This window comes from Caballeronia sp. A2-2, assembly GCF_057612605.2.
Map to the genome: position 1 here is coordinate 1022374 of NZ_CM173618.1, position 14021 is coordinate 1036394.

13 protein-coding genes are annotated in these 14021 nt (G+C 59.5%); 7 read left to right on the plus strand and 6 right to left on the minus strand.

Going from position 1 to position 14021, the window contains the following annotated elements; all coding sequences use genetic code 11:
- The first annotated feature begins 235 nt into the window (after nt 1–235).
- Genes ACZCWR_RS28365 through ACZCWR_RS28375 form a run of 3 tightly spaced genes read left to right on the plus strand, consistent with a single transcriptional unit; the run spans nt 236 to nt 4221 of the window.
- Nucleotides 236–691 (plus strand): (2Fe-2S)-binding protein, encoded by a 456-nt coding sequence (locus tag ACZCWR_RS28365; protein WP_487304990.1) that lies wholly within the window; start codon nt 236–238, stop codon nt 689–691.
- Nucleotide 692: 1 nt separating this feature from the next.
- Entirely contained in the window at nt 693–2936 is a 2244-nt protein-coding gene (locus tag ACZCWR_RS28370; protein ID WP_487304991.1) for a xanthine dehydrogenase family protein molybdopterin-binding subunit, read from the plus strand.
- 13 nt (nt 2937–2949) lie between these two features.
- Nucleotides 2950–4221, plus strand: coding sequence for a cytochrome c (locus ACZCWR_RS28375; RefSeq protein ID WP_487304992.1), 1272 nt, complete (start codon nt 2950–2952; stop codon nt 4219–4221).
- Here ACZCWR_RS28375 and ACZCWR_RS28380 read toward each other — a convergent pair.
- Entirely contained in the window at nt 4202–4471 is a 270-nt protein-coding gene (locus tag ACZCWR_RS28380; protein ID WP_487304993.1) for a DUF1488 family protein, read from the minus strand. The two genes, ACZCWR_RS28375 and ACZCWR_RS28380, sit on opposite strands and share 20 nt — an antisense overlap.
- Before the next feature lie 597 nt (nt 4472–5068).
- On the opposite strand from ACZCWR_RS28380, the gene ACZCWR_RS28385 reads away from it, so the two are divergent.
- Nucleotides 5069–5521 (plus strand): DUF3331 domain-containing protein, encoded by a 453-nt coding sequence (locus ACZCWR_RS28385; RefSeq protein ID WP_487304994.1) that lies wholly within the window; start codon nt 5069–5071, stop codon nt 5519–5521.
- 349 nt (nt 5522–5870) lie between these two features.
- On the plus strand, nt 5871–6284 hold the full coding sequence (locus tag ACZCWR_RS28390; protein WP_487304995.1) for an H-NS histone family protein: 414 nt from the start codon (nt 5871–5873) through the stop codon (nt 6282–6284).
- Between the two features lie 7 nt (nt 6285–6291).
- Here the strand turns inward: ACZCWR_RS28390 and ACZCWR_RS28395 are convergent, their stop codons facing one another.
- The 5 genes from ACZCWR_RS28395 to ACZCWR_RS28415 all read right to left on the minus strand — a co-directional run bounded on the left by ACZCWR_RS28395 (nt 6292) and on the right by ACZCWR_RS28415 (nt 11043).
- Nucleotides 6292–7743, minus strand: coding sequence for an amidase (locus ACZCWR_RS28395; protein ID WP_487304996.1), 1452 nt, complete (start codon nt 7741–7743; stop codon nt 6292–6294).
- Between the two features lie 31 nt (nt 7744–7774).
- The gene (gene mctP / locus ACZCWR_RS28400; RefSeq protein ID WP_487304997.1) at nt 7775–9256 is read right to left on the minus strand and encodes a monocarboxylate uptake permease MctP; all 1482 of its coding nucleotides are present in this window, start codon (nt 9254–9256) and stop codon (nt 7775–7777) included.
- Entirely contained in the window at nt 9253–9459 is a 207-nt protein-coding gene (locus tag ACZCWR_RS28405) for a DUF3311 domain-containing protein (protein ID WP_487306176.1), read from the minus strand. The genes mctP and ACZCWR_RS28405 overlap by 4 nt, the downstream gene beginning before the upstream one ends.
- 154 nt (nt 9460–9613) lie before the next feature.
- Complete coding sequence (mnmC2, locus tag ACZCWR_RS28410; RefSeq protein WP_487304998.1) at nt 9614–10342, minus strand: tRNA (5-methylaminomethyl-2-thiouridine)(34)-methyltransferase MnmC2; 729 nt, start codon at nt 10340–10342, stop codon at nt 9614–9616.
- Complete coding sequence (locus tag ACZCWR_RS28415; protein WP_487304999.1) at nt 10339–11043, minus strand: YceH family protein; 705 nt, start codon at nt 11041–11043, stop codon at nt 10339–10341. The genes mnmC2 and ACZCWR_RS28415 overlap by 4 nt, the downstream gene beginning before the upstream one ends.
- Nucleotides 11044–11463: 420 nt before the next feature.
- Between ACZCWR_RS28415 and ACZCWR_RS28420 the strand changes: the two genes are divergently transcribed.
- Nucleotides 11464–12936, plus strand: a complete 1473-nt coding sequence (locus tag ACZCWR_RS28420) for a circularly permuted type 2 ATP-grasp protein (RefSeq protein ID WP_487305000.1) — start codon at nt 11464–11466, stop codon at nt 12934–12936.
- Between the two features lie 71 nt (nt 12937–13007).
- Complete coding sequence (locus ACZCWR_RS28425) at nt 13008–14018, plus strand: alpha-E domain-containing protein (RefSeq protein WP_487305001.1); 1011 nt, start codon at nt 13008–13010, stop codon at nt 14016–14018.
- Nucleotides 14019–14021: the final 3 nt, after the last annotated feature.

The window sequence follows — 14021 nt, forward strand, 5'->3', positions numbered from 1 at the left end:
GAACCCGCCAATTTCCTTTAGCGTAAGCCATATGTAGGCTACAAAGCCGCTATGCAGGGGTTTGTGCTAAAGCCTTAAAGCAGCGCTATTATTTCGATGCCTTGCAATTCCCTGCCGCCGTCCTTTGCCAAAAACTCACTCAAAGGGACGAAAAGCGCTGAATTAATTTCAGGTTAATTTCAGGCTTTACGCATTTGCGCTGTCCGCTGGACCCCACTACTGGACGGAACCGCTCATGACTACGCTTTCCATCAACGGGCAGACTCATAACGTCGATGCACCGCCCGACATGCCGCTGCTTTGGGTATTGCGCGACCTCGTCGGTCTGACGGGCACGAAGTTCGGCTGCGGCATTGCGCAATGCGGCGCATGCACGGTGCATCTCGATGGCGCGGCGGTGCGCTCCTGCGTGTTGCCCGTGGCCGCCGTCGGCGATCGCAAGATAACGACGATCGAAGCCGTCGGCGATACGCCCGCAGGCAAGAAAGTGCAGACCGCCTGGCGCGAACTCGATGTCGTGCAATGCGGCTATTGCCAATCGGGTCAAGTCATGTCGGCCTCGGCGCTGTTGAGCACCGTGTCCGATCCGAGCGATGCAGACATCGATGCCGCGATGGCCGGCAACATCTGCCGCTGCGGCACCTATAACCGCATTCGCGCGGCTATCAAGCACGCTGCGAAGGAGGCGTGACATGTCGCAAGGACTGATCGAAGCGGGCCGGCACGCGGCACGCGCAGGGTTTTCGCGTCGTGCGTTTCTTAAGTTCGGTGTATCGGTGGGCGCCACGGCGGGAGGCGGCTTGCTGATCGGCTTCAGCCTTCCGGCGGCGAGTCAGGATCAACGCAACGACAAGACCGTGATCGGCGGCGACGCCGTCGAAGCGCCGCAGGATGGCGTATTCGCACCGAATGCCTTCGTGCAGATCGACAAAAGCGGCAAGGTCGTGCTCATCATGCCGAAGGTCGAAATGGGTCAGGGCGTTTATACGTCCTTGCCGATGCTGATCGCGGAGGAACTCGAAGTACCGCTCGAAAGCGTTACGATCGATCACGCGCCGCCCGACGAAAAGCTCTTTACGGACCCGCTTCTCGGCGGTCAGTTGACGGGCGGTTCGACTTCGATCCGCTATGCATGGGAGCCTTTGCGACGCGCAGGCGCGACCGCGCGCGTCATGCTCGTCGCCGCAGCCGCGCAACAATGGCAATGCGATCCCGCAACCTGCGATGCGCAAGGCGGCAAGGTCATGCGCGTATCGACGAAACAAAGCGCGAGCTATGGCGATCTCGTGGAAGCCGCCGCGAAAATGCCCGTGCCGCAAAGCGTAAGCCTTAAGAATCCGAAGCAATTTAAAATCATCGGCAAGCCCGTCAAGCGTCTCGACTCACCCGAGAAAGTAGATGGCGCGGCTATGTTCGGACTGGATGTGCGCTTGCCGGACATGGTCTATGCGTGCATCGTCAATTGCCCGGTATTCGGCGGCAAGCTGGTTTCGGTCGACGATACGAACGCGAAGAAAATCCCCGGCTTCAGGCAAGTCATCAAGTTCGACGATGGCGTCGCGGCAATCGGCGATCACACTTGGGCCGCGAAACGCGGTGCGGCGGCGCTCGCCATTCAATGGGACGAAGGCCCTGGCGCGAGCGTGACCGTCGAACAGATTTTCGATGACATGGCGAACGCGTCGCAGCAAAAGACCGAAGCCATCGCGCGCAAGGATGGTGATGTCGATCATGCATTCTCAAACGCTAAAACGCGCGTCGATGCCGTTTATAAACAACCGTTCCTCGCGCACGCGACGATGGAGCCGATCAACTGCACGGTCCACATTCAGGCCGATTCCTGCGACATCTGGCTCGGCACGCAAGTGCCCACGCGCATCCGCGATGCAGGCATGAAGGCCACCGGTTTGCCCGCGGACAAGATCATCGTGCATAACCATCTGATAGGCGGCGGCTTCGGCAGAAGGCTCGAATTCGACATGGCCACGCAAGCGCTCAAGATCGGCAAGCAAGTGAACGCGCCGGTCAAGGTCATGTGGACGCGCGAGGAAGACATTCAGCACGACATGTACCGCCCGTGCTATTACGACAAGCTCTCGGCGGGACTGGACGACAAGGGCAAGCCGGTTGCGTGGACGCATCGCATCGTCGGGTCATCGGTGCTGGCGCGTTTTGCGCCGCCTGCCGTCAAGAAGAACGGCGTCGATCCTGACGCGGTGGAAGTGGCCTCCGACTTGCCGTATGACTTGCCCAATCAACTCATCGATTATGTGCGGCATGAACCGCGTAATGTGCCGACCGCTTTCTGGCGCGGCGTGGGTCCGACGCGCGGGACTTTCGTCGTTGAGAGTTTCGTCGATGAACTCGCGGTTCAGGCCAAAGCCGATCCCGTGCAATATCGGCGAGAACTCCTGAATAAATCGCCACGCGCGCTCAACGTGCTCGATGTCGCCACACAAGCGGCCGATTGGAGCAAGCAGCCGCCGCAAGGTCAGGGCAAGGGACGCGGCGTGTCGGTCATGCACGCATTCGGCAGCTTCTTTTCGATGGTCGCGGATATCACGGTGGACAAGAGCGGCGCGGTCAGCGTGGATCGCGTGGTATGCGCGGTGGATTGCGGCATGGTGGTCAATCCGAATACCGTCGAGGCGCAAGTGCAGGGCGGCATTATTTTCGGCATCACGGCAGCGCTTTATAGCGAGATCACGATCAAGGACGGACGCGTTCAGCAAAGCAACTTCACGGATTATCGAATGTTGCGCATTCACGAAACGCCGCCCATCGAAGTGCATATCGTGCAGAGCACGGAAGCACCGGGCGGCATTGGCGAGCCAGGCACGGCGGCACTCGCGCCGGCCATCACCAATGCGATTTTTGCGGCGACGGGCAAGCGCTTGAGGCAATTGCCGGTCGGTAATCAGTTGCAAAGCGCGTGACGGAGGCCCGACCATGAAAACCGCATTGAAGCTGCTGATTGCCGCGTGCCTTGTCTCGTCATCGATGGCACGCGCCGACGATGCGCTCGTCACGCGCGGCGCCTATCTCGCGCGCGCGGGCGATTGCGTGGCCTGTCATTCCGCGCCGCGCGGCAAACCGCTCGCGGGCGGCCTGCCGATGATGACGCCCATGGGCGCAATCTATACGACCAATATCACGCCCGATCCTGATACGGGCATCGGCCGCTATACGGAAGAAGAATTCGCCCGCGCCATGCGCGAAGGTATCGCTAAAGACGGCCACAATCTTTATCCCGCGATGCCTTACCCGTCCTATGCAAAGATCAACGATGAGGACATGAAGGCGCTTTACGCCTATTTCATGCATGGCGTGACGCCTGTCAAGCAAGCCAATCGCGAACCGGATATCAAATGGCCAATGAACATGCGGTGGCCGCTCAAGCTCTGGAATATCGTCTTTCTGGATAAGCACGTTTATCAGGACAAGGCGGGCAAGGATGTCGCGTGGAATCGCGGCGCATATCTCATTCAAGGGCTCGGGCATTGCGGTTCGTGTCATACGCCGCGCGGCATCGCATTTCAGGAACAGGCGCTCGATGAAAGCAAGAGCGCTTATCTCACTGGCGGCGTGCTCGACAACTGGTTCGCATCGAACCTGACCGGCGAACATAACGTCGGCCTCGGACGATGGTCGGAAGCGGACCTCGCCGCGTTTCTCAAGACCGGCGCGAACGCGCATGCGTCGGCGTTCGGTGCGATGACGAGCGTCATCAATAACAGCACACAAGGCATGAGCGATGACGACGTGACGGCCATGGCGCGCTACCTCAAGTCTTTGCCACCGCAAGGGGGCAACGGCGCGCCGCCGTATTCGTATGATGCGAAGGCCACGAAGGTATCGCTTGCGCGCCCCGCAGCGAACGATTCGGGCGCGCGCGTCTATACCGCGTTCTGCATGCATTGCCACGGCGTGGACGGACGCGGCTTCGCGCCCATGCTGGCACCGTTGGCGGGCAATCCGAATGTGTTGGAAAAGGACGCGACTTCGCTCATCAACGTGACGCTCAACGGCACGGGCGATCTCGTGATTCAGGGCGTGCCCGCGCCGTATCCCATGCCGCACTACGCGCCGGTACTGAGCGACCAGCAGATCGCCGATGTGCTGACATTCATTCGCGGCTCATGGAACAACGCAACGCCCGCCGTGGCCGTGGAGGATGTCGCGAAGTTAAGGCAAGCGACGCTTACGAAGAAAAATCCATGACGTCCAGATGAATGGACTGCGACGGATGCGCCAGAAACTTGCGGTGCACGCGCGCGCTGATCCTTTCATAGCCGTCCGCGAGCGCCTTGAGCAGGCGCTCGTCGCTTGCGCCCGCCGGCGCCCAAAAACACTGCTCCAGAGCCTTGCGGGTGATATTGCATTGGATCGCCTGTTCACGTGAGAACGAGACGAAGCTGACGGAGGCGCGGTCCGCCGAAATGGTTGCGTGGATGGCGAGCTTGCTTGTCATGATTCGACAGAGGGTTGTCCGGTTCGCTGGTTTTATTTTGTCAGAAATTGGCCGGAGCACGCAGCAATCATATGTCCTGAAACGTGCGCGAGCGGGCAAATGTCGTGCATTCATTACGCTGACACGCGAGTTTTTTATGGTTTTGTGCCGGCTGAGTTTCCGCAGCGGCTCCGGTGTAAGCATCAGCCGTACGAGAGGGATGGCGCTGCGCTTTTCGGCGCGCTAGGATAAACCCGCACTGGCATTTCAGGTTCGCGATGAACGACCGTTCGGTTGCCTTAGTGCGGACGGTTGGTGATGCGCGGGTGGGCGCAATCTCAAATGGCGGGTTTTCATGCTGAACTCGAAGCAAAATTCAAAGGAGCGTGTGCATGGTCGGAGCAGCAATGGAAAAAACGAAAACAAAAGCATGCTCAGGTGTACTACCCTAGTTACGTTTGGCAATAGCGGCACACTGCGCCCATAGCGGTCTGGGCGGATCATCCGAAGCGGCGGCCCTGTGTAGGACGGCAGGCCAACCGCGCATCCCTGCAAGTCCACCGGGCAACATGCGGCCAGCTTTCGCTGGCGGTGATTTGCCGTCAGCAGGAGCGGAACATGAAACATCCCTCGGTGTTGGATCCCTGGAGCAGGACGCTTGCAATGCTCGATGGCCGCGCGAGCCGTTCGACCGAACGAGCGGGCGTGCATGCCTGCGCGGTGCCGTCGCCGGCGCATAGAACGGTAAAGTGGACAGGCCACGGCACAAGCGAAGCGCGGTGCGTGAACATTCGTGTGCTGGAACGTCTGAGCGAATCGACGCTCGCGCTTTCGTGGCACGATCCAACTTCCTTTAACTATTCGGAGCAGGTCTGGGCGCTATGCTCGGCGCGCAAGGGCGGCACGTGCGTGTTGAGCGGGCAGTCCATCCGGCGCGGTCAGCCGGTTTATCGTCCGAGGCGCGTCGGCAGTTCGGTGCCGCTCAACAGCGGCGCGATGATTCTCGCGCTGGCGCTTGCGCCCGTGTCGGCGGTGGCGGTTGCAGCAGAGGCCGTCACGTCTCACGAATAGATCTAGTGGTTCAACCAGAAAGGCCGACATTCGACTAAAGAATGCCGGCCTTTTTTTACTCCTCCGAAAAAAGCGAAGCGGCCCGCACCGATTTTTTTGCGCCTCGCTAAACGGCCTAAAGAAAATGACTAAGCGAAGCCAACGCCGGGCGCGCTGTTATTTTCAAAATCAAAGGTAATCTTTTGATAAAAAAAGACTGGCGATAAACGGGGCCTCTAAGATATCGCTGTGGCTGAATGAAAGCGTCGAGTGACTTACTTTGCAAACTCTATGTTCGCGGCAAGGCCGCCTTGTTTTCTGCTTTAGCTCCCGCTCATGCTTACTTCGCAGTTCAATCCAAGGAGGGACTATGCCTTCACTCTCGCAACTGGAAAGCCAGATACAGAAGTTGCAGCGCCGCGCAGATGCATTGCGTGAAAAGAAATCCACTGAAGTCATTGCCAGCATTTGCGCGTTAATGAAGGAATACGGACTGAGCGTGGCCGATCTCGCCAAGTCCGGCCGTGGCCGTCCGCCCGGTTCGAAGAATGGCATGAAGAAAACCGTCAAGGCTGCGAACGGTCACGCGGAGAAAGGCAAACTCCCGCCTAAATACCGCGATCCTGTTTCGGGTCTCACGTGGAGCGGCCATGCGCGTCCTCCCGCATGGATCAAGGACGCGCCGGATCGTGATGTATTTCTGATTGCAAACAGCAGCACGAAAGTCAAACGCGCGGGACGTCCGCCTGTGAGAAAACGCACGGTTGAAAGCGCGGCTGCGTGATGAATGCTCAGGCAAGCAAAGGACTTTGCACTTCGTTGCAACGGCTTGCCTGTTGATAGGCCAGACCCATTTGCAATACCGCAAGATCTTTTTGCGTCGGGCCGATTATCTGAATGCCCGCGGGCAAACCATTCGCGCCAAAGCCTGCGGGCACGCAAAGCGCCGGTAATGCGCCCATGGTCGCGGGCACGACCGTTTCCATCCAGCGGTGATAAGTGTCCATGGTCGTGGCGCCAATTGCATGCGGCCAGTCGAGCGAGGCATCGAATGGAAATACTTGCGTGGCGGGCATGACCAGAAAATCGAAATGCTCGAATAAGGCGTTGACGGCGTCGTACCAGGCGGAACGTTCGCGCGCCGCGTGCGCCACGTCTTCGCCCGAGAGTTTCAGTCCGCGCTCTATTTCCCAAACCGCTTCCGGTTTAAGCATGGCGCGCCTGGCGGCATCGCGATAAAGCGGTGCATTCGTGCCGGTAAAGTTGAAACTGCGGAGGTTGAGCCATGCGTTCCAAAGCCGTTCCGGATCGAATGCAACACGCGTTGCTTCGACCGTGCAGCCTGCGGCTTCGAAATGGCCGAGCGCTTTGGCGCAGACATCGAGCAAGCCCGCTTCCATCGGTAAATGGCCATTCAGATCGCCTAACCAGCCTATGCGCGTGCCACGCATGTCTCGTTCGAGCGCATGGGCGAAATCGGCTGGCGTATCGCTTCGGCGCGAGAGCGGCGCGCGCGAATCGAAACCGGCTTGCACCGAGAGCAGCAGACCCAATTCGGGCACGGTGCGCGCCATCGGTCCTGCGACGCTGAATTGCTGGAAGAATGCATCGTCGCCGGGGGCGTAGGGCACGCAGCCGGGCGTGGAGCGAAAGCCGAATACGTTGTTGAATGCAGCGGGCGTGCGCAGCGATCCCATCTGATCGGAGCCATCGGCAAAGGGGAGCATGCGCAACGCGACGGATACCGCCGCGCCGCCGCTGCTGCCGCCCGCCGAGCGGGATGGATCGAAGGCATTGCGCGTGGTGCCGTAGATCGGGTTATACGTGTGGCCGCCCAAGCCGAATTCGGGTGAATTGGTGCGGCCGATAAAGATCGCACCGCCGCGCCGCGCGCGTTCGAAAATAACAGCGTCTTTCGCGCTGATTTCACCGGTGAAGATTGGTGAGCCTTTGGTCGTCACCATGCCGGCGACGGGCAGAATATCTTTAGGCGCTTGGGGAAAACCGTGTAACGGTCCAAGGCTTTCTCCGCGAACGAGTTGGGCATCTCGTTCGGCGGCGAGTGCCAATAGCGTTTCTTCCTCCACACGCGCGACGATGGCATTCACGCGCGGATTCAATCGTTCGATCTGCGCGAGATAAGCGGCCATGACTTCGACGCAGGAGACATGGCGTGCGTGAATCGCTTCAGAAAGAGCGATGGCATCGAGCGAAACGATATTCGTGCTTGCAGTTGAATTCATCGGGCGCGCCTTATGTTGGAGAATGTGAGCCCTAAGCCGTTGCAACAACTCTTCGCGGCGTGACCAACGATACCGCGAACGTCACCACGATATTCACCACCAGCGCGATGATGCCGATATAAAGCGGCCACGCCGCCCCGCCCACATGCAACACATACACCGGCTTCAATCCTTGCGAAATAGCCAGCGAAGTGCCAAGCACGATCCCGACGATCCACCCCGCGAACAATCCCGGCGTCGAAAGCCTTTGCGTGAACAGCGAAAACACGATGGCCGGAAACACCTGCAAAATCCACACGCCGCCCAGCAATTGCAGATCGATGGCGTATTGCGTCGGCAAGAACACGATAAAGAGCAGCGCGCCGAACTTCACGACCAGCGACACGAGTTTCGCGCACGTCGCCTCGGCTGCGGGCGACATATCCGGCGAAACCAGCGGACGCCACAAATTACGCGTGAACAAATTGGCCGAACCGATCGACATGATCGCCGCAGGCACGAGCGCGCTGATCGCAATGGCCGCCGCCGCGAAGCCGACGAACCACGATGGAAACAGCGTGCCGAACAACGTGGGCACCACATCGGAGGGCGACTTCACATGCACGCCCGCCGCGATCGCCATATAGCCGAGCAGCGCGATCAACCCAAGCAACAACGTATAGGCGGGCAGGAAGATGGCGTTCTTGCGCACCGTCGCCGCCGACGATGACGACAGCACCGCCGTCATCGTATGTGGATACATGAACGCGGCCAGCGCCGAGCCGAGCGCAAGCGATGCATAAGCCATGAATTGCGATGGCTTGAGGATGATGCCCGTCGCGCCGCCCTTGGCCTTGAAGAACTGATCGGCTGCATCGAAGACCTGACCATAGCCGCCGAGCCGCGCAGGAATAAGCCAGATTGCCGCGATCACCACGATATAAATCATGATGTCCTTCACGAACGCGATCATGGCAGGTGCGCGCAGGCCGCTCGTATAGGTATAGAGCGCGAGAATGATGAACGCCGCGATCAGCGGCAATTCGCCCGTCACGCCCAGTCCCTTGATGACCACCTGCATGCCGACGAGTTGCAGCGCGATATAAGGCGTCGTCGCGACGATTCCTGTCAGCGCGACCGCAGCCGGAAACCACTTGCCGCCATAGACGCCTTCGACATAATCGGCGGCGGTGATATGGTTTTTGGCATGCGCGATTTTCCAGAGTTTGGGCATCACGGCAAAGACGAACGGATACACGATGATCGTATAAGGCAGTGCAAAGAACCCATAAGCGCCGACCGAATAGACCAGCGCGGGCACCGCAATGACCGTGTAAGCCGTATAGAAATCGCCACCGACAAGAAACCACGAAATCAATACACCGAACTGACGTCCGCCCAAGCCCCATTCATGCAATTGCGTGAGATCGCCGCGTTTCCAGCGCGCGGCCACGAAGCCCAGCACGGTGACGAGCAGAAAGAATGCGATGAAGATGGTCATCGCGACCGGATCGACCGGAGTGAGATCGTTCATTTGACGCCCCTGTACACCACGTAGAGCAGCAGCGAAGTCAGCGGCACCCAAAGAAACTGATACCAATAGAAAAAGGGAAATCCTGCGAAGGAAGGACGCGTGTCGTTATAGAACGGCAGCCATAGCAAGGCGATATAGGGAATCAGAAGCGCGACCCAAAGCCAGGGGCGGCTCGGCGCATCGTTGTCGGGTTCCAAGGCAATTCTCCTCTTGAATCTGCGCGCGAATAGTCATGAGTCGGCGCGTGGCTTTAGACCCAAGCCGCAAGCCTTAAGCCGCACTGCCAACGGGAGCGCATTATCCAAGAATTTTTGTTTTGGTGCCGATGCGGAAAAGTTTGAATTACAAGTAGCTTTCTTAAGTCTCTTCAGCGCGTTTGCCGACGAGCATTGCGCGCTTGCCGCCGAAGCCTCTGACTTTCTTATAGGCGAAGCCATTCGCAAGCAACGCGCGTTTCACGCTGCCAGCGCTTGTGTAGGTAGCAAAGGTGGCGTCATCGTTAGTCAGTTGCGCGAGTGATTCGAAGACAGCGGGCGACCACATATCCGGATTCTTCGCGGGCGCGAAGCCATCGAGATAGAGTGCGTCGGCGCGAATGTCTCGAGCACGCAAGGCGCTTAAAGCATCGGCGATATCGCCGAAGAAAAGCGTCAGGCCGACCGCGCCCGAATCGAATTCAATGCGATGAAAACCCGCCGCGAGATCCGGCCACTTAAAGACAAGCTCATCGGCCAAGGGAAGCACGCGTGCATCGTCGATGATCGATGCATGAGCGCGACGCAAATCATCCGCGCTAAAGGGATGTTTCTCGATGGAAATGAATTCGAGCGCCGACGCTCGTTGTACATCGTCCTGCCACGCGGCCCATGTCGCCAGAAAATTGATGCCCATGCCGAAGCCGGTTTCCAGCACGCTGAAGGCGCGTTGTCCACGCCAGCGCGCAGGCAAGGCATTGCCCTTCAAGAAGACATGGCGCGCCTGCGCCAGCGCGCCCGCGACGCTGTGATAAACATCATCGTGACGCGGCGAAAACGGCGTGCCGTCATCACGAAAGGCAAGGACCGCAGGCGCGAGCCGGTCGTTCATTGCGCCGCGTCGTCGTCCAGCGAAATACCGAGTTCGCCCGCCATGCGAAGCACCATCGACCTGAGTTGCGCGACTTCATGCGTGAGCCGCTTTTGCTCCGCTTTCAACGATTCGAATTCGGATAAAGAAAAGGATTCGCCGCCGTCGGATTCGCGCATGGCGATGTCGCTCACGCTCACTTCGCCGCACAGCAAATGCGCCCAGCGGTTTTCGCGTCCGCCCGGCGCGCGCGGCAGTTTGATGACACGTGGCGGTTCGTTGGCGGCGAGTTCATCGAGAAAACTTTCGACCGATGAGATATCCGCGAACGCATGCAATCGCGCGCTGTTGCCACGCAATTCCGCCGCAGTCTGCGGCCCGCGCAAAAAGAGCGTGGCAAGCAGCGCGACGGCCTGACTCGGCACGCCCAGCACGCGGCCGATGTTGTGCTCGAAACGCGGCACGCGGCTGCTGCTCGCTTCGAATACGAGGCTTAAACGTTTGAGCGCGTCGAGCGTGGTCATCACTTCGTCTTCGCTCGCGTTCATGACCGGAGAACGCGCGGTTTTCTGATTGCATCCCGCAGTCAATGCATTGAGCGAGAGCGGATAAGTATCCGGCACCGTGCGCTGCTTTTCGACCAGCACGCCAAGCACGCGCGCTTCGAGTGGAGTGAGTTCGCGCAATGGCGGACGGGTAGGGGCATCGGGCGTGGTATTCATGAGCTTCGATAGACTTGCGGCAAGACGCTTATCATACCGGGACAGGCCATCCACGAAGCATGCGCGCACCGTCTTAACGCATGGCGGACTATTGCATGGCGTGCATTGTTCGAATGCCGCGCGCTTTTGGTGCACAAGCGCGTTTCTCTTAGGGATTTCCGCACTTCCTTAAAGCGGGTAAAAGCTTAAATTGCTTGGCATTGAAGTTGCTTTTCCCTTAAACGGCACTGGGGCAGCCCGCGCAATCGATGCAACATTCGTGGCAGCATCGCGCTTTGAGGTCGCCTGGAATACAACTCGGCATAACTTCGCAAGGAGATGCCGCGTCCGACAGGCTCTTCGAGAAGCGTTTGCGCGTGCGACCAGAAAGACAAGAAGGGGCGCGCCACCCCGGCATGCACTTCACATGGAAGACCGGTTATGACGCAAGCATTCTTCAACGAGATGTTCGAGCGCAACGATCTGGAGGCGCGCGGCGTGCCGGCGTCGCAGCTCGTGGACGTGGGCGGTGCCCGCATGCATTACCGTGATTTCATGAACTGGCTGATCGCGCAAAGCGAGCAGCAGATCGATATCAAGCGGGCAGAGGCCGATCTCAACTTCAGGCGCGTGGGCATTACCTTCGCCGTGTACGGCACGAGCGATGTGCCCGGCATCATTCCCGAGCGCACCATTCCCTTCGACGTGATTCCCCGCATCTTTCCCGCGGACGAATGGAAAGCGCTCGAACGTGGCTTGCGACAGCGCGTGAATGCGCTGAACCGCTTTATTCACGATGTCTATCACGATCAGGACATCATTCGCGCGGGCATCATTCCCGAAGCGCAGATCGTCAATAACTCGCAGTACCGGCCGCAGATGAAAGGCGTGAACGTGTCGCGCGACATCTATGCGCATATCGCGGGCATCGATATCGTGCGGGCGGGACAGGGCGAGTTCTACGTGCTCGAAGACAATCTGCGCGTGCCTTCCGGCGTGTCGTACATGCTGGAAAACCGCAAGATGATGATGCGGCTCTTCCCTGATCTGTTCTCGCGTAATCGCGTGGCGCCGGTCGCGCATTATCCCGACCTGCTGCTCGATACGCTGCGTGCCGCCGCGCCCGAAAGCGCGGGCAATCCGACCATCGTCGTGTTGACGCCGGGCATGTACAACTCGGCGTATTTCGAGCATGCGTTCCTCGCACAGCAAATGGGCGTGGAACTGGTCGAAGGGCAAGACCTCTTCACCGAGAACGATTGCGTCTACATGCGCACCACGCAAGGCGCGCAACGCGTGGATGTGATCTATCGCCGCGTGGACGACGACTTCCTCGACCCGCTCGCGTTCCGGCCGGACTCGGCGCTCGGCGTGGCGGGTCTCATCGATGCTTATCGCGCCGGCAACGTCACGCTGTGCAACGCGGTGGGCACCGGCATCGCGGATGACAAATCGATCTACCCTTACGTGCCGGACATGGTGCGTTTCTATCTCGGCGAGGAGCCGATTCTCAACAACGTGCCGACCTACATGTGCCGCAAGCCGGACGAGCTTAAGTACGTGCTCGATCACTTGCCGGAACTGGTGGTGAAGGAAACGCACGGCGCAGGCGGTTACGGCATGCTGGTCGGGCCGGCATCGACCACGGCGCAGATTGCGGAGTTTCGCGCGGTGCTGGAAGCGCATCCCGAGAAATACATCGCGCAGCCGACGCTCGCGTTGTCCACGTGCCCGACCTATGTCGATGCGGGCATCGCGCCGCGCCATATCGATCTGCGTCCGTTCGTGCTCTCGGGCAACGAGGTGCGCATGGTGCCGGGAGGACTGACTCGCGTGGCGCTGCGCGAAGGCTCGCTCGTGGTGAATTCGTCGCAGGGCGGCGGCACCAAGGATACGTGGGTGCTCGAACGCTGAGCGTGGCGGCGGGCCGCTTGCTGCGTTTCATCGAAACCGCGTTTCATCAAAACCAATAACCGGAAACACCCATGCTGAGCCGTACCGCGGATCATCTCTTTTGGATGGCGCGCTATACCGAACGCGCCGAAAACACCGCGCGCATGCTCGATGCGAACCATCAGCTTTCGCTTCTGCCGCAGTCCGACGAATACGCCGAACTCGGCTGGCGCGCGATGCTGTCGATCTCCGAGTTGAGCGGCATCTATTCGTCGTCGCACCACGGCATGAAAAGCGATGAGGTCATCGACTTCATGGCGGCCGACATGACCAATCCCTCGTCGATTGCAAGCTGCCTGCGCGCGGCGCGGGAAAACGCGCGCGCGGTGCGCAGTTCGACCAACAGCGAACTGTGGGAATCGCTGAACACTACATGGCTGGAATGCGCGCGTCTGCTCGCGGATGGCATTCTCAAGCGCGAACCTTATACGTTCTTCGAATGGGTGAAGTACCGCTCGCATCTCTCGCGTGGCGTGCAGATCGGCACGCTCGTGAAGGACGATGCTTTTTACTTCATGCGTCTCGGGACTTTCATCGAGCGCGCGGATAATACGGCGCGCATTCTCGATGTGAAGTTCGAGATGATGGAGCAACGCGCGGATACCTCGGCACAACCGTTCGACTATCACCACTGGACGGCCGTGCTCGGGTCGGTGTCGGGCTTCGAGGTGTATCGCCGCGTGTATCGGGATGTCATCACGCCGGAGCGTGTGGCGGGCTTGCTGATTCTTTATGGCGACTGGCCGCGTTCACTGGCAGCGAGCATCGCGGAAGCGGAGGTGTTGATCGGTCACGTCACGAAAGGGCGCGACAGCGAGGCGGCGCGGCTCGCCAGCAGCCTGAGCACGGAACTGCGCGAGGGGCGCATCGGCGACATTCTGCAGGGCGGACTGCATGCGTATCTGGTGAGTTTTCTGGCGCGCGTCAACGAGTTGGCCAGCAGCGTGAGCAAGGAGTTTCTCTTGCCGATCGCGTCCGAGGTTCCGGAAGAACCTTCGAACGCGACCGGACAAACGCAGAGTCAATCCCAAAGTTCCACGTAAGCG

Coding starts and splice junctions, on each gene's coding strand:
- ACZCWR_RS28365 (WP_487304990.1), top strand. CDS start 236: ATGACTACGCTTTCCATCAACGGGCAGACTCATAACGTCGATGCACCG.
- ACZCWR_RS28370 (WP_487304991.1), top strand. CDS start 693: ATGTCGCAAGGACTGATCGAAGCGGGCCGGCACGCGGCACGCGCAGGG.
- ACZCWR_RS28375 (WP_487304992.1), top strand. CDS start 2,950: ATGAAAACCGCATTGAAGCTGCTGATTGCCGCGTGCCTTGTCTCGTCA.
- ACZCWR_RS28380 (WP_487304993.1), bottom strand. CDS start 4,471: ATGACAAGCAAGCTCGCCATCCACGCAACCATTTCGGCGGACCGCGCC.
- ACZCWR_RS28385 (WP_487304994.1), top strand. CDS start 5,069: ATGAAACATCCCTCGGTGTTGGATCCCTGGAGCAGGACGCTTGCAATG.
- ACZCWR_RS28390 (WP_487304995.1), top strand. CDS start 5,871: ATGCCTTCACTCTCGCAACTGGAAAGCCAGATACAGAAGTTGCAGCGC.
- ACZCWR_RS28395 (WP_487304996.1), bottom strand. CDS start 7,743: ATGAATTCAACTGCAAGCACGAATATCGTTTCGCTCGATGCCATCGCT.
- mctP (WP_487304997.1), bottom strand. CDS start 9,256: ATGAACGATCTCACTCCGGTCGATCCGGTCGCGATGACCATCTTCATC.
- mnmC2 (WP_487304998.1), bottom strand. CDS start 10,342: ATGAACGACCGGCTCGCGCCTGCGGTCCTTGCCTTTCGTGATGACGGC.
- ACZCWR_RS28415 (WP_487304999.1), bottom strand. CDS start 11,043: ATGAATACCACGCCCGATGCCCCTACCCGTCCGCCATTGCGCGAACTC.
- ACZCWR_RS28420 (WP_487305000.1), top strand. CDS start 11,464: ATGACGCAAGCATTCTTCAACGAGATGTTCGAGCGCAACGATCTGGAG.
- ACZCWR_RS28425 (WP_487305001.1), top strand. CDS start 13,008: ATGCTGAGCCGTACCGCGGATCATCTCTTTTGGATGGCGCGCTATACC.